Consider the following 18,424-nt stretch of genomic DNA (forward strand, 5'->3'; position numbering starts at 1 on the left):
GAGTGACGCTCTGCCACCCGCCTCACACGACCTGAGATAACGAGACAACCTCTGTGAGCTGGATCGTGATGTCATCGTTATCGGGAGGGGCCGCCGCATGCCGACGCCGCGCCAACCCGACGACGCGACACAACGGCACGAAACGGACGAAACCCCCGCGCCGACTCACCGTGCGAAGGCGGCCGTCCCCGCCGTGACTCCCGTCGACCCGTCGCCCGAACCCGACAAGGACGACGACAAGATCAGCGTCATCCAGATCATCGCCGCCACCAGCGCGTCGACGACCGCCGCCGTCGTCGCGAACCTGCTCGGCGTGATGGGAACCGTCGTCGGAGTCGCCGTCATCAGCGTCGTCTCGTCGCTCGCGACCGCGCTGTACCTGCGGTCGATGAAACGCACCGGCAGGCACATCAAGGCGGTCGTCCAACAGGTGCCACAGCTGCCGGTCCCGCTTCGGCACCCGGCGCCGACGACCCCGACCGACGACGCGGCCACACCCTCGCTGACGTCCACGCGGAAGGACTCCCCGTCCGACGCGACGGCGCTCGACCGGACGACCGTCATCGACAAGCCGACCGAAGAGTCCGCGTCGGCGCCCGCGAAACCGTTCCCATGGAAGCGTTTCGCGATCTCGACCGTCGCGGTGTTCGCCTTGAGCATCGGCGCGCTGACGGCGTTCGCCCTGATGTCGGGCGACCCGCCGGCGACGTACTGGCACAGCCCGGGTCAGGCCAACGAACGCGAAGACCAACCCGGTGACGCCGAGCAGCCCGACGCACCGGTGTCCGAGACGCCGAGCGTCGAACCGTCGACGACCGAGAGCCCGACTCCCGAACCGACGTCGCCCACGCCGACGAGCCCGAAGCCGTCTCCGTCGACGACGGAACCGACGACCGACCCGGACCCGTCGGATCCGCCCGCGAGCCCCGAGCTCCCCGGCGAGGACGTCGAATAGCCGCCCCACCGCCTTGCTATCGGACGGTATGAGGGGCACCCCGCTCGTTACCGGCACTCCCGCGGAGGCAGCGCGTTCACCACCGCGCGGCCTCAGTGTGGAAGCCTCAGGCGCCAAACGGCCCCGCTCTCACCTCCCCCGATACGGGAAGCGGAGAGCGGGGCCGTTCACGAGTTGCGGCGTCAATCTTCGGCCAGGACGGCCGCGAGGTCGGCCGGGACGGGCATGCGTCGCGTGATGCCGATCCGCGCGCGGCCGGTATTGCCTTCGGGGTACTTCCCAAGGGCGGAGCCGGGACCGGCGACGAGCAGCCGGATCACCTGCCCGACCGCCTCGACACGGTCGCCTTCCCTCCACGCCCGGGCCAACATGGCGGCATGCGACCAGGTGTTGGGCCACGGCCAGGGCTGGGACAAGATGTGAGCCCGCTCGTCCGCGGCCCAGAACCGCTGCGAGGTTTCGGCGGTACGGGCGTTCGCGAGTTCGGCGAGGAACGCGGTCTTGGCCCGAGGCGGCATGCGCTCGACGATCACGATGTATCCCTCGTCGTTCCGGGGGCGCAGCACGAACAGCCGGGTTCGCAGCCGCAGGTGTCGGCCTCGCTCGTGGATCCGGTGTTCGGTGGGGCCAGGGCGGCCGTGGGCGCGCAGCAGGCGTCGCCGCGCCACGCCTCACGGCCCTCCTTGACCGCCACGGCGGCGATGACGACGGCGGCGATCGGGTCGGCCCACCACCATCCGAACAGGCTGTTGACGGCGAGCCCCACCAGCAACACCGCGGACAGGTACGTGCACAACAGTGTCTGTTTGGAGTCGGCGACGGCCGAGGCGGAACCGAGCTCGCGCCCCGCACGACGCTGCATATAGGACAGGCCGGGCATGATCGCGAGCGAGAGCGCCGCCAGGATCAGGCCGACGCTGGAGTGGTCGGCCTCCTGGCCGCCGATGAGGGTGCGCGCCGATTCGACCGTCACGTAGGCGGCCAAAGCGAAGAACGAGACCGCGATGATCCGCAGCGTGACCTTCTCGCGGGCTTGACGGGTGTCGTGGTCGGCGGCGGAGAACTGCCACGCCACCGCCGCCGCGGACGAGACCTCCACCACCGAGTCCAGGCCGAACCCGATCAGCGCGGTCGACGAGGCGATGGTCCCGGCGGTGATCGCCACGATCGCTTCGATGACGTTGTAGGTGATCGTCGCGGCCACCAGGAGCCGCACGATCCGAGTCAACTTCGCCCGCCGCGCCGGCGACGGCCCCATCGGGGTGAGAGTCAGGGGTCGCGGAGAAGTCATCAGCAGCAACCCTTCTCATCGGTGGCGGCGCAGGCGGCGGGGTCGACGGCCAGCACCACCCCGAGCAGGTCGCCCAAGGCATGGGACAGACGGGCGTCGGCCAGTTCGTAGCGGGTACGGCGGCCTTCCGGTGCGGCGACCACCAGCCCGCAGCCGCGCAGACACGCCAGATGGTTGGACAGGCTCTGGCGCGTCACCCCCAACAGTTCGGCGAGCTCGGCCGGATAGCCCGGCGCTTCCCGCAGGGTCAACAGGATTCGCGAACGGGTCGGGTCGGACAGCGCGTGGCCGAAGCGAGCCAGCACCTGTCCGTGAGTCAAGGTCTCCACGAGGCTGACAATACATCAACGGATGTATTCACTAGATGCTGTACTGAGGTGCCCGCGTTCGACGAGCGGGACGCCTTCCTGCAAACGAAGAGAATCGTGCCTTGACCACGATCGACGGAGCTTGTCGCGGAGTCCCACGTCCTTTAAGGCCCAAGGGAACGACGTCGCTCGACGAGGACAAGAGGTACCCAGCTCCGGGACCTGTCGCGTTCCCAGGCTGCCGCAGCGTCAGTACGTCAACGGCCACGTTCGCGGACGCCACACGCGACCCGGAGCGGCGATCGACGCCCCACACGACCGACATCGGAAGGGCCGCACCGATCGTCCGCGTCGGCCCCGCGAGACAACCGCCACTTTTCGCCGCCGACGGCGCTCGCCCACGGCAGCCCGGACGGGGCGGGACGTACGATGGGGCCCATGTCTACAGCCCCGGCAGCCACGATCGAGCAGGCGATCCACACCGCGTTGAGCACCGTCGACGACCCGGAGATCCGGCGTCCCATCACCGAACTGGGGATGGTCGACTCGGTTCTCGTCGACGGCACCCACGCCGCGGTCCGCATCCTGTTGACGATCGCCGGATGCCCGTTGAAGGACAAACTCAACAACGACATCACGGCCGCCGTCACCTCCGTCGCCGGGATCGAATCCGTGTCGATCGACTTCGGCACCATGTCTCAGGCGCAACGCCAGGAACTCCAGTCGAAGCTGCGCGGCGCGGGCGGCGGCGACGTCGAGATCCCCTTCAGCCGCCCGGACTCCCGGACACGAGTGTTCGCGATCGCCTCCGGCAAGGGCGGAGTCGGCAAGTCCAGCGTGACCGTCAACCTCGCCGCCGCGCTCGCCGCGAAGGGCCTGTCGGTCGGTGTCGTCGACGCCGACATCTACGGCCACTCGGTGCCGCGCATGCTCGGTGTCGGCGACGCGCGACCCACCGCCGTCGAGGACATGATGATGCCCCCGCAGTCGCACGGCGTGAAGGTCATCTCCATCGGGATGTTCACCAAGGGCAACGCCGCCGTCGTCTGGCGCGGCCCGATGCTGCACCGGGCGTTGCAACAGTTCCTCGCCGACGTGTACTGGGGCGAACTCGACGTCCTCCTGCTCGACCTGCCGCCCGGCACCGGCGACATCGCGATCTCGGTCGCGCAGCTCCTGCCGACGGCGGAACTCCTCGTCGTGACGACCCCCCAGCAGGCCGCCGCCGAGGTCGCCGAACGGGCCGGGTCGATCGCGATGCAGACGCACCAGCGGCTGTTCGGTGTCGTCGAGAACATGTCGTGGCTGGAGACGCCCGGCGGCGAGCGCCTCGAGGTGTTCGGTTCCGGTGGCGGGGAACAGGTCTCGGCGACCCTGTCGACGCGGATGGGCGCCTCGGTGCCGCTGCTCGGCCAGATTCCGCTCGAACCGGCGTTGCGCGAGGCGGGCGACGCGGGTGTGCCGCTCGTCCTCCAGGACCCGAGCTCCCCGGCAGCGCGGGCGATCACCGCTATCGCGGACCGGCTGGCCGTCCGCCGCGATTCCCTCGCGGGCAAGTCCCTGGGCCTGGCCCCCAAGCGGGGCTGAGACTCCTTTTTCGACGCATTCGCCGCCGATCGACCGTAGTGGATTGATCGGCGGCGAATCGTTAGGTTTGACAGTCCACGATGGTCTCACTCAGGCCGAGATCCGCGAGCGGGAAACGCTTCTCTCCGACGTAATTCGGTTCGAGCACGGATTCGAAGACGTCGAGTGCCGCGCGGGCGATGGCCTCGGCTTCGGCGAGCGCCCGGCGAGTGTCATCAGCGGTCTCGGCCTGCCGGACGAGCTCCCGGACCCGCGCGTGATCACCCGAATCTGCTCGGGTCCGTTCGTCGAGGCGATCCCCCGCAATCCCAAGCCCCCACACACCCTGCGGCGCACGCTTTTGCGAATTCCCGAGTGCGACCTCATCGGAGCGAGGGGCCATCCGACCGTCCTGCTAGAAACACGAAGGACTCGTTACGCGCGGGCGCGATCCCGACGGCGTCATCGATCCCTGTGAGCATGGCTGCCGCGAACCCGCTCCCCGCCTCCGCGGAAAGCCGAGCGAGTACGGCCAAGGTCCCGTTCGGGCGATTCTCGTCGGCAGCAAACGCCTCCACAAGTCGAACGGCACCAACCGGGTCGACATCGGTGAGCACAATGGCGGTCGCGACCATCGCGCTCGACTCCCATCCCCATGTGGCGCGCAGTGCGGTGACTTCGTCGTACAACATGACGACGGAGGGGCGATCGCCGTCTCGCACCCGGCCGATGAGACGCCGAACTTGCTCCGACCGTGTCACATAATCGCTGTCCCCCATCATGTCTCGAATCATCTCGGCACGGTCGTGATCGTGGGGTGTCATCGTGATCAGCAACGGTTCCAGCAGATAGTCGAGTAGCGCCGGGTCATCCGGGTCGTCGTCATGGTGAAGGGCGGCGAGCACGACGTCTAGGAGCGCGAAGACCATCGGAGCGCCCGTCGGCGACAGCCGCTCGACGAGTTGGACCAACCCAGTCGCGGTTCCCGCCCTGTCGCATAGTGACGCCAGTTGTGGCAGGGCCGCGTCGATCCGAGACTCTCCGAAGAGGACCGACAACACGATGTCCGCGCTTTCGCAGTGGATCCGGTCATCATCGTCGAGACCTGGAAGCACCGACAGTCTCGCGACGAGTCGACGACACGCAAGCGCCTGTTGGGGATCGCTCTCTCGAAGCGCCGCCGCGAGCTCCGTGAGATCACCGACGTAGCTCCTGACGTCGAGCTGTTTCGCCGTCTCGCGTTCGGCGAACGACAGGAGGGTCGCCGCCAGCCCGGGAACCGTCCCTGCGAGCGAGAGGCTGACGGTGGCCGCGACGGTCGCGGCGAACGGTCCAGGTGTTGTCGCAACACTCGCGGCGAGGGCAGGATCGGTCTTTCCAATGGTCACGGCGACCCCTGCGATGGCGGCCGCACGGCGGTCATCCTCGGTGATCGTTTCAACGATCCGCAGCGCATGGTCCGGTTCCAACCTCGCCTTGACCTCGGCGATGGATCCGATCCGCTCGCCCCGACCCGTCTCAGGGGTGAGCCGATTCGCGGCGTCGAGGGCGGCGTCGAGAACGGTCGCGGCGGTTGCGTCATCCGTGGAAACGAGCGCCCGAGCGATATCGGTCAGTGCGACGGCGCGAATGCGATCATCTGGCAAACGCGCCGCGAACTGTGTCGCGGTGGCGAGGACTCTCCGCGCGGCCGTGGGTTCCGTGATCGCGGTGGCGACTCGCACGGCCGGCCACACCTTCCAGAATCGTGTGTCCAGGCCGTGGTGGTCGCCGAAGACGAGACGTTCCGCCTGTTCCGGCTGGTTGGGCGCGATCTCCACGGCGATGTCGGTGATCGCGGCCGCATGCAGTTCCGGGTCGCGGATATTGTCCCCCGCCGACAACGCGGTGTCCAGGTCGTGTCGGGCCCAGGCCTTGGCGTAGGCGCTCCGCGCGTGGTCGGCGTCGAACCCGGACATTGGAAGGAACGCGCTCGCTTCGGACAGCAACCGTCGAGCATGGACGAGGTCGTCCGTCTCGACGGCGATTCGGCTGTACAACTCGACTTTGGGTACGTCGTAGGTCAGGCCGCGGCACAGGACCACAGCCTTGTCGAAGTGTTCGCGCGCCGCGTCAACGTCTCCGAGAGCGCGGGCGATGTCGAGGTGGGTTCCCGCCAGTGTTCGCTGGTCGGTGATCGTGTCGAGCGCCCGCGCCAAGAGCATCGGGGTGCCGGTCAGGCCCGGGGCAATGACCCGCATACAGCTCTTGCGCGCGCGTGAGGGAAAGTCCGCGACAAGTGTGAACGCGCGTTCCGGATCTAGGGCGGCGACATGAGCAAGGATGGGAACCGCGAGCCCGACCCCGCTGCCGGAGATGAGAATTCCGATGATCCTGGCGATGGTGTCCACATCGTCTCGCGGAACGCGGCGAGCGATCCCCGCCAGGGCCCTTTGCCAGGGGATCCGTCGAGGAATGCGCTGGGCGGTCACGATCGCCCGATCCAGGTCGCCGTGAGCCGCGATCGCGATCGGGAGGCGCCAGGGAATCGCGGCGTCGCGGTGTCGGCGGACGGTTCGGGTGGCACCGGCGCTGATGGCCAGAAGGTCGAGTTGGTTCATGAATGTCCTGGTCGAATGGGACGAGCACCTTGACCATCGATGACGGTATGACCGTGGGCGTGGGCGGACCGTCCGCCGCCTTGGCAATGGCCGGAACAGCTCGGTTCCACCGTGACGGCGAACGTCGCCGCACCGACCGAGATGCCGACTCGGCCGAGGAGGTTCGGGGCGGCAACGGTAGCGCTCTTTCGCCAAGATTTCGATCGGATATCCGGCCGGGTGGCGAGTCGGTGAACGGCCCGGGCGACTTCCATCCACTATGTCTTCTGATGGATGCGCCGCTTGGCGGCACGTGATCGGAGGACGGCCCGGGGAGCACCAGGAGCGCCTGGACGACGGCTCGGGTGGGGTCCGTCAGGTCGCGTCGGCGTCGAAGCGGGGGCGTGGCGTGGCCGGGGCCGCGTCGGAGTCGTCGCCGCTCGGCTGGTCGGGGATGCCCGGCGAGCCGTTGTGGGGGCGCGCCGCGTCCGACAGGGAGGAGGCGGTCTCGTCGAGGTCCTGGCGGAGGCCCGACGTCGAGTTCTTCAAGTCGTCGAGCGCCGACTTCAGCGGGTTGCGGATCGCCGCCTCGTCCTCTTCGCTCAGGACGTGCTTGCGAATGAAGGTCTTCGGGTGCAGGTCGGTGATGTTGATGTCGGTGCCGACCTCGCGGCTGATGTCCGCGGTCGCGTTCGACGCCATGCGGCGCAGTTTGCGCACGCCCTTGCCGACTTCGGCGAGGACCTTCGGCAGCCGTTCGGGCCCGATGATGAACAGGGCGATGAGAAGCACCACCACGATCTCGGCGGCGCCGAGGTTCTCGAACATCACCTGCTCCTTGCTGTCACGAGGGCGTTGATGCGGGGATCGGGGGACGGCCGGGGGGCTGGCCGGGCGAGATCGCCGGTGCCGATCCCGACGCGAGCCCAGCCTACGCGTCTCCGCCCTGCCTTGTCACCCACCGTCGGACCAGCAGATCTCCACCGCCGGTCGTGAAACCACCGTCGCGCATCAACCGACACACGCGTCGATCCGACGAACGGCGGGACGCCGACGCGTGCCCAGGTGAGCCGTGCCGGCGTCGCCGTCGACCCGGCGTCACTCATCGGGGGACGCGGCGAGGGTGACGTCGATGTCCTGTTCGCTGCCGCCGCGGTCGACGGTCAACGTGACGGACTCGCCGGGCGAGGACCTGAGGATCAACGCGCGCAGGTGAACGTCGTCGGTGACGTACTGGCCGTTGAAGGCGACGATCCGGTCGCCGCCGGCGAGACCGGACTCGGCGGCCGGCGTGTTCTGTTCGACGGATTCGACGGTCGCCCCGAGTGTGCCGTTCGGCGTCGTCTTCAGTTTCGCGCCGAGGACGGTCTTGGTGGCCGTTCCGGTGTCGATGAGCTCGTCGACGATCCGTTTGAACTGATTGCTCGGGATCGCGAAGCCGAGGCCGATGCTGCCGCCCTCGCCGTCCTCGTTCGCGAAGGTGTAGATCGACGTGTTGACGCCTATGACGCTGCCGTCCATGTTGATCAGGGGGCCGCCGGAGTTGCCGGGGTTGATGGCCGCGTCGGTCTGGATCGCCGCCGTCACCGTCGCCTCCTTCTCCGAGTCACCGGAGATGACCGGACGGTCGAGCGCGCTCACGATTCCCTCGGTGACGGTGTGGGAGAGGCCCAGCGGCGCGCCGACGGCCATGACCCTGTCCCCCACCATGACCTCGTTGGAGTCGGCCACGCTCAACGCGGGCAGGTCCGATCCGTCGACCTTGATGACGGCGATGTCGGTCGACTTCGCCTCGCCGACGAGTTCGGCCGGCACGATCCGGCCGTCGCTGAACTGGACTTCCATCCTCGCGTTGTCCTCCTCGGCGAGGCCCGCGACGTGCTGGTTCGTGACGATGTAACCCTCCGGGGAGTACACGAACCCGGAACCGTTGCCGCCGCTGCCGCCCGAGGACACCCAGATCGTGACGACGCTCGGGAGGATCTGCTCGATCTTCTCCTGGTAACTGCCCGGCGGTGGGGATCCGTTCGGACTGAAGGTGCCCGTGGTCTGCTGGCCCGGTTTCGTCGCGATGACGCCGAGGAGCGCCCCGAGCATTCCCGCGAGGACGGCGACGACCGCGCTCACGGTGATGACCGTCCCCAATGTCAGCCCGGGGGCCTTCGGTGCCGGGGGGATCGGTGGCTCCGTCGGTGGGAACGTGGGTTCGGGGGTGTGTGTCACGACCGCGTGTGTCGAGGGGTTCCGCCACGGGTCGGTGGCGGCGTCGCGCGCCCACCACGGGGATTGCTGGGGGTGGCCGGTGTTCCCGCCACTTGCCTCGGAGCCGGTGCCCGCGCTGGGTGGCGCAGTGCCGTCGGACATGCGAGAGTCCTCTCCCCGCCGAGCGTGTCGACGTGTCGTCACGGGTGCGCACCACGGCACGAAAAGGCCACCGGTGTCGAGCCCACTGATCAACGGTTTCGATTCGTATGATGCCCGGCGCCCGCAACCCAGAGACGCGCGGCCGACCGTTGATCGATGCTACCTGTCGTCGCATCGTTCGCACCCGCAACAGGCGAAGGCACCCACACCATGGGCGTACGCCCCGGTCGGGTGCCGTCGTCGTCGAAGTCGTCCCGACCCCCCACCGCCGTAGTGCCTGGACGCTCAAGTTCAGGCACTACGGTCGTGGTCGGTCCTGGCCGACCGGTGGCGCCGTGCCACCGGTACGCGGGTGCTTCGGCGCTGTCCGATGAGCGGACGCGCCGCTGTCGTGTCCACGAGACGTCGGGCGCCGCGTGCCGCCGCGAGAGGGATGTGATGCTGGATGAAAAGAAAGTCGACCGTCAAGGTGCCGGAACACGAGCGCCGCAAAACGCGCGGCGTTGTCGCACCGTGAACGGTTCAGCCGTTGAGCTTGTTCAGCTCGTCGGCGAGCGTTCCGGCCTCATCTGGGGTCATCTCGACCACCAGTCGGCCACCACCTTCAAGCGGAACCCGCATGACGATGCCGCGGCCCTCCTTGGTGACCTCCAGCGGACCGTCGCCCGTCCGCGGCTTCATGGCCGCCATGTGTGACTCCCCTCGACTCGTGCCGCTCGACGCGGCGTATTGGGTGGGACATAGTGCGATTGTTTTGGCGATCAACCAAAACTCTCGATCAGCAATCTTCCCCGATGAGCACCGAGAATTCCAAACCGGCCCGGAGTGTTTGTGACGCAGACTGGAAATTTATCACTCCCAGTGTCACAATCACAGCAAGTCGCGCGGCATGTCACTCATATCGCGCCCGCCCCGTTGTGTCAGGACGAAGAGTTGGTCGACATCGGAATCACGGCGCGTCTCCATTCGCCAGTACGTCCCGGTTTCCTTGCCGTACGAACGAAACACCGCACCATCGATCCAATGATGAGCGTCTATGAAATCGCCGAAACGGCGACGATCGACGTCGCGCCGAGGCCTCCGGAACGCGGCGCGGACAACGAGCCTCCCGCCCACGCGACCCGCCCCGCAACCCCTCGTGACACGGCACACAATCGGGCGAGCCGCGAAACGGGTCACGCGTGAAAGCGCGATCGGCGCTGTTCGACATCTACGGCGACCATCTACGCGCCCGCGGCGGCGCCGCGCCCGTCGCGGCGCTCGTCGACCTACTCGAACCGCTCGGGGTCAAGGCGCCCGCCGTCCGCACCGCGATCTCTCGGATGGTCAAACAGGGCTGGCTGACCGCCTGCCACATTCGGGGGCACCGGGGCTACTCCCTGACGCCGCGCGCGACCCGACGCCTCGACGAGGCCGCCGCACGCATCTACCGGACGAGCCGCCGCGACTGGGACGGCAAACTCGACATGGTCATGTTCGCTCCCCCGGTGTCCAGACAGGAACGCGGCCGACTCGCCGACGCGCTGCGCTTCCACGGGTACGGACCGCTCGCCCCCGGAACGTGGATCTCCCCATGGCGCACCCCCGCGCTCCCGACGGTGTTCGCCGAGTCCGATGTGGCGTACGACCGGTTCACGACCGTGCACCACGGCAACACGAAGGCGCTCGTCGCCCGGGCGTGGGACCTGGAGGAACTGGCGCGCAGGTACCGCGAATTCGTCGCGGAGTTGGAGCCCGTCGTCGGGCTCATCGGCGGCGGCACCCCCGATCGCGACGCCTACACGGCACGATTCCAGCTGGTGCACGCGTTCCGGGTGTTCCTGTTCTCCGATCCGGGACTACCGTCACGATTGCTGCCCACGCCGTGGGCGGGGAGCGCGGCGGCGGCGTTTTTCGACGCCCACGCGGCCAGGCTGCGTCCGGCCGCCGACAGGTTCGTCCATGAATGTTTGATGTCGAGGTGAGGTTGACATGTCAGATGCGGTGTTGGTGGAACGCGACGGCGCGGTCACGACGATCACGCTGAACCGGCCGAAGGCGTTCAACGCTCTCGATCGCGCCGCGAAGGAGGCGTTGCTGGCCGCGTTGACGGAGGTCGACTCCGACGAGGCGTGCCGTGCCGTACTGCTGGCGGGTGCCGGCGGGAGGGCGTTCTGCGTGGGTCAGGACCTGCGCGAACACGTGCACAACCTTGAGGGTGATGATCCACTCGCGACGGTCCGGGAGCACTACAACCCGATCGCGCGACTCCTGTTCGGACTCGGTAAGCCCGTCGTCGCCGCCGTACGAGGCGCCGCCGCGGGCGCGGGCGCGTCGCTGGCGTTCCTCGCCGACTTCCGCGTCGGCGGACCGGGAACGAGCTTCACGATGGCGTTCGCGGGCATCGGGCTCGCCGCCGACACGGGCGCCAGTTACACCCTGCCGCGGCTCGTCGGACACGCGAAGGCGACGGAGATGCTGCTGCTGAACACGAAGGTCGGCGCGGAGGAGGCGGCTCGGATCGGCCTGTTGACGGAGCTCGTCGAGACCGACGAGCAGGTAGACCGGAGGGCGCGAGACCTCGCCGCCCAGCTCGCCGAGGGCCCGACGGTCGCCTATGGACGCATCAAGCGGCAGTTGCGATTGGACGGTGACTTCCCGACGATGCTCGACGACGAGGCCGCCGCCCAGTCCGATTGCGGTTTCACCGTCGATCACGCCGGCGCCGTCGACGCGTTCGTCAACAAGCGCAAGCCCGAGTTCGGCGGACGCTGACCGACAGCCGAGGACCGTCCACGAGTCCGCGCCACCGGATGGCGCGGACTCGAAGCCGCGAAGCGGTGAGGACACACTGGCGCGCCTGGGGCCCGGGAGCACGGTCGGAGAGGTCGAGCGTCGGCGAATCGCGTCGACCGGTGGCATGGCGCGTCCGATCCGGTACGGCCCTTGAGGTCGACCCGCACCGGCGGATCAACCGCTACGGCGTCCGGGCTCCATCGACGGCGATGCTTCCACGCCGTGCCTCAACACACCGACGGGCGTCGAACACCGGCCCCTCACCGAGCCGTATACGCCCGGCCTCGCGCGGAGCGCGAGAACAGCGCGACCCCTAGTCTTCCTCGGGGTCGAGGTCCGTCTCCGCACCCGCGACGAACGCCAACATCGACAGTTCGTCGCCGTACGGCGCGACGAACGCGGGCAGCTCCGTCGGGCCGAGCGTGTTCACGTACTCCCAGAACTGGGCGACGGCGTCGGCTCGATCGCTCGCCTCGATCGGGAGTGAGACGGTCACCAGCCACCGCTGTCTCGGGTCAGCCTCGTTCATGGCGATATCCCATCATGCCGACGCGTCGCGCTCGTCGTCAGCCGACTCGACGTGTCCAGGCTCATCCGTTACGGGGTCGGTGACGTTGTCGCCGAGCGCTTTGCGTCGGCTGTCGCGCAGGTCGTCCGCGTCGGACGTTCGTCCCTCACGAAGCGCGGCGACCTCGGCGGCGAGAACGCGCACGAGCTCGTCCTTGAACCCGATGTCGTACGCGAGGCGGGTCATCGCGGCATCGACCTGGCCGGTGCGGTAGCCGCGCGCGCCGGTGTCGAAACGGGTCACGGCGACGTCGGCCTCGGTGAGCGGCCGATCGCTCGGCAGATCCGCCGGAAGACCGTCCACTGTGACGAGTACGAGGCCCGGGTCGTCCCCCGTGGAGAAGACGACGACGGCGAAGGCGACCCCGGCCGCGAGGACGAGCGCCAACGCGACGAGCACGAATTCCATCACATCACTCCAAACGGGACCATCCTCCGCCCGGTGGCGTCGCCGAGTTGCCGGCGCCGCACCGGTTCCATCCCGTGATCCTCGCACGGGGCGTCGGACACGGACCGGCCCCGCCCCCGTCGTGCATCGGGGCGGGGCCGGTCTTGAGGTGTCAGGGCGTCATGAAGGCGTGTGCGGCGGCGGCGAGGTAGAACGGGTCGTCGGCGGCGCACAGTTCGCGGACGGAGTGCATCGACAGGATCGCGATGCCGACGTCGACGGTCAGCACGCCGAGCTGCGCGGCCGTGATGGGGCCGATCGTCGTCCCGCATGGCATGGAGTTGCGGCTCGTGAACGGCTGCCACGGGACGCCCGCACGGTCGCAGGCGGCGACGAACAGGGCCGCACCGGCGGCGTCGGTGGCGTACCGCTGGTTGACGTTGACCTTGAGGATCGGGCCGCCACCGGCGATTGGGTGGTGATCGGGGTCGTGCCGCTCGGAGTAGTTCGGGTGGACGGAGTGGCCGGTGTCGCTCGACATGACGGCCGTGCCGGCGAAGGCCCGGGCGATCTGGTCGCTTCCGGCACCGCGGGCCGCGACGACGCGACGCAGCACGGTGTCGAGGAACGGCCCCGCCGCTCCCGCGTACGACTCGCTGCCGCACTCCTCGTGGTCGAACGCCACGAGCACCGGGACGTGCGAACCGGGGTTCTCGGAGGCGGCGATGAGCGCCGCCGCACCGGCGTGGACGCTCACGAGGTTGTCGAGGCGAGAGCAGGTGAGCAGTTCGCCGTCTCTGCCGAGGTATGCGGGCGGCTGGACGTCGTGCACCATGAGGTCCCACGCGACGACGTCGGCGACGGCGAGACCGGCCTCCTCGGCGAGGTACGCGATCAGTTCCCCGTCGGCAGGGTCGCCGAGACCCCACACCGGTTTGAGGTGGTTCTGCGGGTCGAGGACCTGGCCGTCGTTGACGCCACGGTCGAGGTGGATCGCGACCCGGGGAATGCGCAACAGTGGACGGTCGATGTTGACGAGGTGGGCCGCGCCGTCGCGGGTGACGAGACGCCCGGCGATACCGAGGTCGCGGTCGAGCCAGGTGTCACGGGGGATGCCGCCGTAGACCTCCACCGCGACCTGTCGCCAACCGGCGGCGCCGGCGTCGGGGCGGGGCTTGACCTTCAAGGTCGGCGAGTCGGTGTGCGAGCCGAAGACACGGAAACCGGTGTGCGGGGCCACGTTCTCGGGAACGAACCACGCGACGATCGACCCGGCCCGAATGACGTACTTGCCGCCGGGGTTGTCGTCCCACTCCGCCGTCTCGGACAGCTCCACGAAGCCCGCGGCCGACAGCATCGCGGCGGTTTCCGCGACCGCGTGGTACGGGGTGGGCGACGACGACACGAAACGCATCAGGTCGTCGGTGTGGGTTCGGTCGAATCGCACGGTCATAGCGGGCTTCACTCCCAGGTGTGATGAGGCGGGCATCGTCGCCCGATCGACCCTAACGGGGATCGCGGAGCGCGGCCAAGCCGTCGTTCGGCGTCAACGATCACACCCGCACGACTACCGGACGGATCGCGACGTGGACCTGAAGGCGGGTTCAGGCGGTTTAAGCGTGGCTTCAGCTCGGACCGGTAACGTCGACCGTGGGGAGGAGGCCGGAGGCCCCGACGATCTACCACAAGGGATTGTCAGTGGCGGGATCTTTTGCCCAGCAATGCGTTCCGTCGAACGACATTCGATCTTGGGTTCGCGATCGGACGTGATGATCACGGTCCGTCTCCGGCCCGACCGTCGGAGCGCGGGCGAGGGAATCGAGTGTCAATCGCAACCAAAGCGCGGCCCGCGCGCGACGAGCCGAGCCCGATCGGTGTCGATGCGGGCCGGTCCACGGCGCGACGTCGTGGGCGGAACGGGATTGGGCAGCGTCGAACCGACCGTCGTGCTCCGACGACGGACGAGCGCGAGCGCGCCGAAGCCTCGAACACGACGAGGCCTCGGCACGGACACCGGCACCCGGAACGGCCGAACGGACGGAGGACGAGCCCAACTCCGCACCGACGCCGAGCGCGCCCGCCCGGCCCGCCGCGCGAGCGCGGGTTCGCGAACGGGGCAGACGGGTTACGGCAGCAGTGTCGACGGCGGCGGTCTCGTGTGCGTCGCCCGCGCGGGAGGAGAGGAGACGGTCAGCCACAGGTTGCCGATCCTCCCCTGTTTGAGGGAGACCGCGAAACCGCTCGCGGGGTCGCGAGCGCGCAGCGCGCGAAACGGCGGTTCGAGTTGCCGCAGGACGACCGCGTAGCCGCGCGTCCGCCACCACGCCTCGACGGTCGCGTACAGGGGCTCGGTTCGGTCGAACATGTCCCCGAATCCGTCTCCGCCGCCACGAAACTCGAGTTGGTACGACACTTCGACGTTGACGCTCTCGGCGTCGCCGATGCCGCCCGCGTCGAGCGGGATGGCGTTACGCAGGCCCGGTTGGATCCTGACTCGGAATCCCTTCGCCGTGATCGCGCCGACGGCTGCCGACACGAGCTCGTCGGCGACGGCGTAAGCGTCGAGTTCCGTCACGGTCGCGTGGTCGCGTCGGCTCATGGGTGGTCACCCGTGATGTCGCCTCCGGTGCCGGTGACGATCCGGGCGATGTTGTCCCGGGACTGGTTGTCGTCGGTCCAGTAGTCGGAGTGCGCACCGCCCTTCCACTCGAAGTCGATTGTGGGCAGGGTGATGCTCGGCCCGAACGGACCCATCGGATCGTAGGTCTTCTGCCCGGTGTGCGTCTCGAACAGCGGGGTGCCCGGGTCCGAGGCGAAGCGGCGTCCGCCGAAGTCCTCGTCGCTCGGGTTGTTGCCGAACGCGACCTCGGTCTCGGTGAGGTAGCGGATCGGGTCGTTGCTGGCGTGCGAGGAGTACACGTTCTCGGGGTTGAGACCCAGCTCGGCGGCGGTGTCGGTGCCGACGCCCGGTGATCCGACGAAGATCGCCTCGTCGACGTCGAGGCCGTGGTCCTTGGCGGTGTATCCGATGACGGTCGATCCGTAGGAGTGGCCGACGATGCTGTTGTGCGAGCGTTCGCCTTCGTGGGTGACGCGCAGGCCGTCGCTGAACCGGTCGAGCGCCGTCCCCGCGCGCTGCGCGTAGCCGGGGTCGCTGGCGTCGCCGTAGCGGCCCAGGTTCGTGAGATCGTCCATGCCGTTCCACTCGAGGATCTGGTCGGGGGCGTCGTACCCCAGCCACATGATCCCGGCGGTGCGCTGGGTCGGGTCGAGGTTGTTCGCGTCGTAGACCATGCGGTCGACTCGGCCGATGTCGCCTCGGACGCCCGCCAGCTCCGCCGACGTCCCGGGTACGAACGTGACGATGTTGTCGGCGGTGTCGGGGTTCCCGATCGCGACGATCGCCTGGCCGTCGCCCTCGGTCGAGACGCCGAGCAGGTACGCGCGCTGTTCGTTCGACTGGAGGCCGTCCTCGTCCCGCCCGTCACCCCCGCTGAGCTCCAAGCGATCCTCGATGGCCTCGAGGCCGCGCTTCTTGCCTTGCAGTTCGCGGTATTCGTCGGTGTCGGTCTGTCCCTGGTCCTCCAGGGTCGACATGCGTTCGTTGACGGTGTCGAGTTCGCGGTCGAGGACGAGCCGGTTCGCCTGGTCCCGGGCGGTCGCGGGGACTCCGTCGAGCCAACCGATCCGGTCCGGGTGTTGGGCGATGAGGTACTGCTGTTCCTCCGGGGTCAGCGAGTTCCACCATTCCTTGACGCGCTCCGGGTCCGTGCCGATGGCGGGGACGGTCGACAGGTCCACGGGGGCTTGCTGGCCGGGCACTGGCGGTGTGAGCGCCGCCAGGTCGGTGGAGGCGGTGGTGTCGGCGGTGTCCGCGTACTGGATGGCGGCGCGGAACTGCTCGACGATCTCCTCGGCGGCGGTCTGATCCTTCGCCGACTTCGGTGTGACGGAGCCGTTCTCGGCGACGGTGGCGGAGATCCGGGTGGCGGCCTCCATCGCGTCGGTCAGCATCGCCTTCGCCTTGTCGAGTTCGCCCGCGAAGTCGGAGAGGATCTGATCGGCGCGCTGGAGCATGAGCACCGTGTCGGTGATGACGACGGCCTGGTCGCGGATCGCCTTGTCCGCGGCGGGAGAGCCCTGCCCGTCCCACGCGTCGTCGAAGTCGGTCAATTGCGGCGCGATTTCGTCGGCGCGTTCGTCCAATGCGTCCGCCAAATCGCGATACGCCTTCGCGGACGTGCGAAACGACTCCGGGTCACAGGCTTTCAATTGTGCGAAACTCACCACGGCGACGGGCACCTTTCTCCAATGGTGAAACCGGATCCGTTTTCGGGGGTGTGACGGATCACGGTGTTGTTAGGAAATGGTGCCTGATGACGCTATGAAATCGCCATATCGACTGCCTGATTCGGTGACGCTACCGCCGCCCGCGGCGTCGACACGGCCGGCGAAGGGGTCGACGAATCGCGAGAAAAGGCCATCTGAGCAGCAAAAATGCCGACCCGTGGCCGTCGTTCGCCGTGTCGGCGTCGACGAGGTGGGTCGGCAATCGCGTGAAATGGTTCGCCCGCGCTGTTAAAAACGCGTTAAGAGCCTACAGTGGATGAAAGAAATGCCATGGCGGGCAACCAATGCGTACGGCGGCGTCGGTACCTTCAGGTCGGCGATGGGCGACTAGAAACCAATGTCGATCGATGTTCCGTCGCCGTCGTTCCAGTCGAAGTCGTCGTCTTTCTTCTGCCCCTGAATAACGTCATCACTGTAGTGCATGAGGCGCTCGCCCGAGTCCTTGTCGTAGCGGCCGATCACGGGCGGGAGCGCCTGCTGCGACGGCATCCACAGCGCGTCCTCCTCGAGGAAGTCGTCGTCATCGTCGTCGACGGAGAACGGACGTTCGGAGCCGCCGCGCACACCTGGGCCGAAGTCACTGTTGTCGGGGGCACTGGAGAAGGACATCGAGACCTCGCAATGAAGTGATGGACGGGCCGGTTCGGCGAGCGACTCGCCGACAGGGGTGGCGTCACGAGTCGCCAAACCCGGGACGTCGTCGACGATGGTCGACGAATCCGCGCACGACCCGCGAACACCGACGACGCGACGCTTGTCGGCCATTCTACCGGCGGGTCTCACCGAAGCGCGAGCCTTGTTCCCCGGTCGCGAGCGACGGGACGTCCGGGAGTCGCCCCGGGAACGAACCGGGCGGGACGGACCACCACCCCGCCTTCCTCAGTCCTCTTTCGACTTCAGCGGGGCGCCGAAGCGCTGCGCGTACGTGTTGGCGATGACCTGACCGGTCTGGCTGCCCTCGCCGAGGACCTCGTCGGCGGCGGCGTGGACCTTGCCCGCGAGCATGGTTCGGGCCGCCTGACAGCCTTTGAGGATCTCCTCGGCGAGCTTCTCGTGGCCCGCCTCCAAGGCGGCCGGTTCCAGGCGAAGCCCGGTCAGCGCCCCGCTCGCGTCGACGCGAACCTTGATCGTGCCGGAAGCGTTGGCCGCCTTGGCCTCGATCCGGGAGACCGCCTCCTGAAGTCGTTGTGCCTGCTCGGCCTGGTGCCGCATCCGGCGGTCCATCTCGTCGATCTGGTCGCTGGCCGCTTGGTTCTCCGACATGAGGTCACACCTTCTCGT

19 protein-coding genes and 1 pseudogene are annotated in these 18,424 nt (G+C 68.4%); 5 read left to right on the plus strand and 15 right to left on the minus strand.

The window, feature by feature from the left end:
• Positions 1–97: 97 nt before the first annotated feature.
• Positions 98–955 carry a hypothetical protein gene (locus ACM9NP_RS15790; protein ID WP_415647461.1) on the plus strand — a complete coding sequence of 286 codons (858 nt, stop codon included), beginning with the start codon at positions 98–100 and terminating at the stop codon, positions 953–955.
• A gap of 182 nt (positions 956–1,137) precedes the next feature.
• Here the strand turns inward: ACM9NP_RS15790 and ACM9NP_RS15795 are convergent, their stop codons facing one another.
• Genes ACM9NP_RS15795 through ACM9NP_RS15805 form a run of 3 tightly spaced genes read right to left on the minus strand, consistent with a single transcriptional unit; the run spans position 1,138 to position 2,575 of the window.
• Positions 1,138–1,473, minus strand: coding sequence for a DUF3703 domain-containing protein (locus tag ACM9NP_RS15795; protein WP_415647506.1), 336 nt, complete (start codon positions 1,471–1,473; stop codon positions 1,138–1,140).
• Between the two features lie 11 nt (positions 1,474–1,484).
• Positions 1,485–2,246 carry a cation diffusion facilitator family transporter gene (locus tag ACM9NP_RS15800; RefSeq protein WP_415647462.1) on the minus strand — a complete coding sequence of 254 codons (762 nt, stop codon included), beginning with the start codon at positions 2,244–2,246 and terminating at the stop codon, positions 1,485–1,487.
• A complete protein-coding gene (locus ACM9NP_RS15805) occupies positions 2,246–2,575 on the minus strand; it encodes an ArsR/SmtB family transcription factor (protein ID WP_415647463.1) in 330 nt (109 codons plus the stop codon). Before ACM9NP_RS15805 ends, ACM9NP_RS15800 begins: the two co-directional genes overlap by 1 nt.
• 408 nt (positions 2,576–2,983) lie before the next feature.
• On the opposite strand from ACM9NP_RS15805, the gene ACM9NP_RS15810 reads away from it, so the two are divergent.
• Positions 2,984–4,141, plus strand: coding sequence for an Mrp/NBP35 family ATP-binding protein (locus tag ACM9NP_RS15810; RefSeq protein ID WP_415647464.1), 1,158 nt, complete (start codon positions 2,984–2,986; stop codon positions 4,139–4,141).
• Between the two features lie 61 nt (positions 4,142–4,202).
• Here the strand turns inward: ACM9NP_RS15810 and ACM9NP_RS15815 are convergent, their stop codons facing one another.
• Together ACM9NP_RS15815 and ACM9NP_RS15820 are read right to left on the minus strand one after the other, a co-directional pair.
• On the minus strand, positions 4,203–4,523 hold the full coding sequence (locus ACM9NP_RS15815) for a hypothetical protein (protein WP_415647465.1): 321 nt from the start codon (positions 4,521–4,523) through the stop codon (positions 4,203–4,205).
• Positions 4,504–6,720: a hypothetical protein gene (locus ACM9NP_RS15820; protein ID WP_415647466.1), complete on the minus strand. Its 2,217-nt coding sequence runs from the start codon at positions 6,718–6,720 to the stop codon at positions 4,504–4,506. Before ACM9NP_RS15820 ends, ACM9NP_RS15815 begins: the two co-directional genes overlap by 20 nt.
• Before the next feature lie 29 nt (positions 6,721–6,749).
• On the opposite strand from ACM9NP_RS15820, the gene ACM9NP_RS15825 reads away from it, so the two are divergent.
• Positions 6,750–7,016 carry a hypothetical protein gene (locus tag ACM9NP_RS15825; protein ID WP_415647467.1) on the plus strand — a complete coding sequence of 89 codons (267 nt, stop codon included), beginning with the start codon at positions 6,750–6,752 and terminating at the stop codon, positions 7,014–7,016.
• 58 nt (positions 7,017–7,074) lie between these two features.
• Here the strand turns inward: ACM9NP_RS15825 and ACM9NP_RS15830 are convergent, their stop codons facing one another.
• The 3 genes from ACM9NP_RS15830 to ACM9NP_RS15840 form a co-directional block, all read right to left on the minus strand.
• On the minus strand, positions 7,075–7,527 hold the full coding sequence (locus ACM9NP_RS15830; RefSeq protein ID WP_415647468.1) for a Sec-independent protein translocase subunit TatB: 453 nt from the start codon (positions 7,525–7,527) through the stop codon (positions 7,075–7,077).
• Between the two features lie 270 nt (positions 7,528–7,797).
• Complete coding sequence (locus tag ACM9NP_RS15835) at positions 7,798–9,063, minus strand: S1C family serine protease (protein ID WP_415647469.1); 1,266 nt, start codon at positions 9,061–9,063, stop codon at positions 7,798–7,800.
• Positions 9,064–9,585: 522 nt separating this feature from the next.
• Positions 9,586–9,753: a DUF3117 domain-containing protein gene (locus ACM9NP_RS15840; RefSeq protein ID WP_415647470.1), complete on the minus strand. Its 168-nt coding sequence runs from the start codon at positions 9,751–9,753 to the stop codon at positions 9,586–9,588.
• A gap of 491 nt (positions 9,754–10,244) precedes the next feature.
• On the opposite strand from ACM9NP_RS15840, the gene ACM9NP_RS15845 reads away from it, so the two are divergent.
• Both ACM9NP_RS15845 and ACM9NP_RS15850 read left to right on the plus strand, forming a co-directional pair.
• Positions 10,245–11,027: a PaaX family transcriptional regulator gene (locus ACM9NP_RS15845; protein WP_415647471.1), complete on the plus strand. Its 783-nt coding sequence runs from the start codon at positions 10,245–10,247 to the stop codon at positions 11,025–11,027.
• Between the two features lie 7 nt (positions 11,028–11,034).
• The gene (locus ACM9NP_RS15850) at positions 11,035–11,817 is read left to right on the plus strand and encodes an enoyl-CoA hydratase-related protein (protein ID WP_415647472.1); all 783 of its coding nucleotides are present in this window, start codon (positions 11,035–11,037) and stop codon (positions 11,815–11,817) included.
• A gap of 334 nt (positions 11,818–12,151) precedes the next feature.
• Here ACM9NP_RS15850 and ACM9NP_RS15855 read toward each other — a convergent pair.
• The 7 genes and pseudogenes from ACM9NP_RS15855 to ACM9NP_RS15885 all read right to left on the minus strand — a co-directional run.
• Positions 12,152–12,352, minus strand: a pseudogene (locus ACM9NP_RS15855) (hypothetical protein); the annotation flags it as partial.
• A 27-nt stretch (positions 12,353–12,379) separates the two neighbouring features.
• The gene (locus ACM9NP_RS15860) at positions 12,380–12,814 is read right to left on the minus strand and encodes a DivIVA domain-containing protein (protein ID WP_415647473.1); all 435 of its coding nucleotides are present in this window, start codon (positions 12,812–12,814) and stop codon (positions 12,380–12,382) included.
• Positions 12,815–12,965: 151 nt separating this feature from the next.
• Positions 12,966–14,246: a M18 family aminopeptidase gene (locus ACM9NP_RS15865; protein ID WP_415647474.1), complete on the minus strand. Its 1,281-nt coding sequence runs from the start codon at positions 14,244–14,246 to the stop codon at positions 12,966–12,968.
• Positions 14,247–14,918: 672 nt separating this feature from the next.
• Positions 14,919–15,392: a hypothetical protein gene (locus ACM9NP_RS15870; RefSeq protein ID WP_415647475.1), complete on the minus strand. Its 474-nt coding sequence runs from the start codon at positions 15,390–15,392 to the stop codon at positions 14,919–14,921.
• A complete protein-coding gene (locus tag ACM9NP_RS15875; protein WP_415647476.1) occupies positions 15,389–17,080 on the minus strand; it encodes an alpha/beta hydrolase in 1,692 nt (563 codons plus the stop codon). Before ACM9NP_RS15875 ends, ACM9NP_RS15870 begins: the two co-directional genes overlap by 4 nt.
• A 390-nt stretch (positions 17,081–17,470) precedes the next feature.
• Positions 17,471–17,908 (minus strand): hypothetical protein, encoded by a 438-nt coding sequence (locus ACM9NP_RS15880; protein WP_415647477.1) that lies wholly within the window; start codon positions 17,906–17,908, stop codon positions 17,471–17,473.
• 114 nt (positions 17,909–18,022) lie between these two features.
• Positions 18,023–18,406, minus strand: a complete 384-nt coding sequence (locus tag ACM9NP_RS15885) for a YbaB/EbfC family nucleoid-associated protein (protein ID WP_415647478.1) — start codon at positions 18,404–18,406, stop codon at positions 18,023–18,025.
• Positions 18,407–18,424: the final 18 nt, after the last annotated feature.

Origin of the sequence: Stackebrandtia soli (assembly GCF_965137155.1) — a bacterium.
In the GTDB taxonomy this organism is placed as follows: Bacteria; Actinomycetota; Actinomycetes; order Mycobacteriales; family Micromonosporaceae; genus Stackebrandtia; species Stackebrandtia soli.

Coding starts and splice junctions, on each gene's coding strand:
- ACM9NP_RS15790 (WP_415647461.1), top strand. CDS start 98: ATGCCGACGCCGCGCCAACCCGACGACGCGACACAACGGCACGAAACG.
- ACM9NP_RS15795 (WP_415647506.1), bottom strand. CDS start 1,473: ATGCCGCCTCGGGCCAAGACCGCGTTCCTCGCCGAACTCGCGAACGCC.
- ACM9NP_RS15800 (WP_415647462.1), bottom strand. CDS start 2,246: ATGACTTCTCCGCGACCCCTGACTCTCACCCCGATGGGGCCGTCGCCG.
- ACM9NP_RS15810 (WP_415647464.1), top strand. CDS start 2,984: ATGGGGCCCATGTCTACAGCCCCGGCAGCCACGATCGAGCAGGCGATC.
- ACM9NP_RS15815 (WP_415647465.1), bottom strand. CDS start 4,523: ATGGCCCCTCGCTCCGATGAGGTCGCACTCGGGAATTCGCAAAAGCGT.
- ACM9NP_RS15820 (WP_415647466.1), bottom strand. CDS start 6,720: ATGAACCAACTCGACCTTCTGGCCATCAGCGCCGGTGCCACCCGAACC.
- ACM9NP_RS15830 (WP_415647468.1), bottom strand. CDS start 7,527: ATGTTCGAGAACCTCGGCGCCGCCGAGATCGTGGTGGTGCTTCTCATC.
- ACM9NP_RS15835 (WP_415647469.1), bottom strand. CDS start 9,063: ATGTCCGACGGCACTGCGCCACCCAGCGCGGGCACCGGCTCCGAGGCA.
- ACM9NP_RS15840 (WP_415647470.1), bottom strand. CDS start 9,753: ATGGCGGCCATGAAGCCGCGGACGGGCGACGGTCCGCTGGAGGTCACC.
- ACM9NP_RS15850 (WP_415647472.1), top strand. CDS start 11,035: ATGTCAGATGCGGTGTTGGTGGAACGCGACGGCGCGGTCACGACGATC.
- ACM9NP_RS15860 (WP_415647473.1), bottom strand. CDS start 12,814: ATGGAATTCGTGCTCGTCGCGTTGGCGCTCGTCCTCGCGGCCGGGGTC.
- ACM9NP_RS15865 (WP_415647474.1), bottom strand. CDS start 14,246: ATGACCGTGCGATTCGACCGAACCCACACCGACGACCTGATGCGTTTC.
- ACM9NP_RS15870 (WP_415647475.1), bottom strand. CDS start 15,392: ATGAGCCGACGCGACCACGCGACCGTGACGGAACTCGACGCTTACGCC.
- ACM9NP_RS15880 (WP_415647477.1), bottom strand. CDS start 17,908: ATGGCCGACAAGCGTCGCGTCGTCGGTGTTCGCGGGTCGTGCGCGGAT.
- ACM9NP_RS15885 (WP_415647478.1), bottom strand. CDS start 18,406: ATGTCGGAGAACCAAGCGGCCAGCGACCAGATCGACGAGATGGACCGC.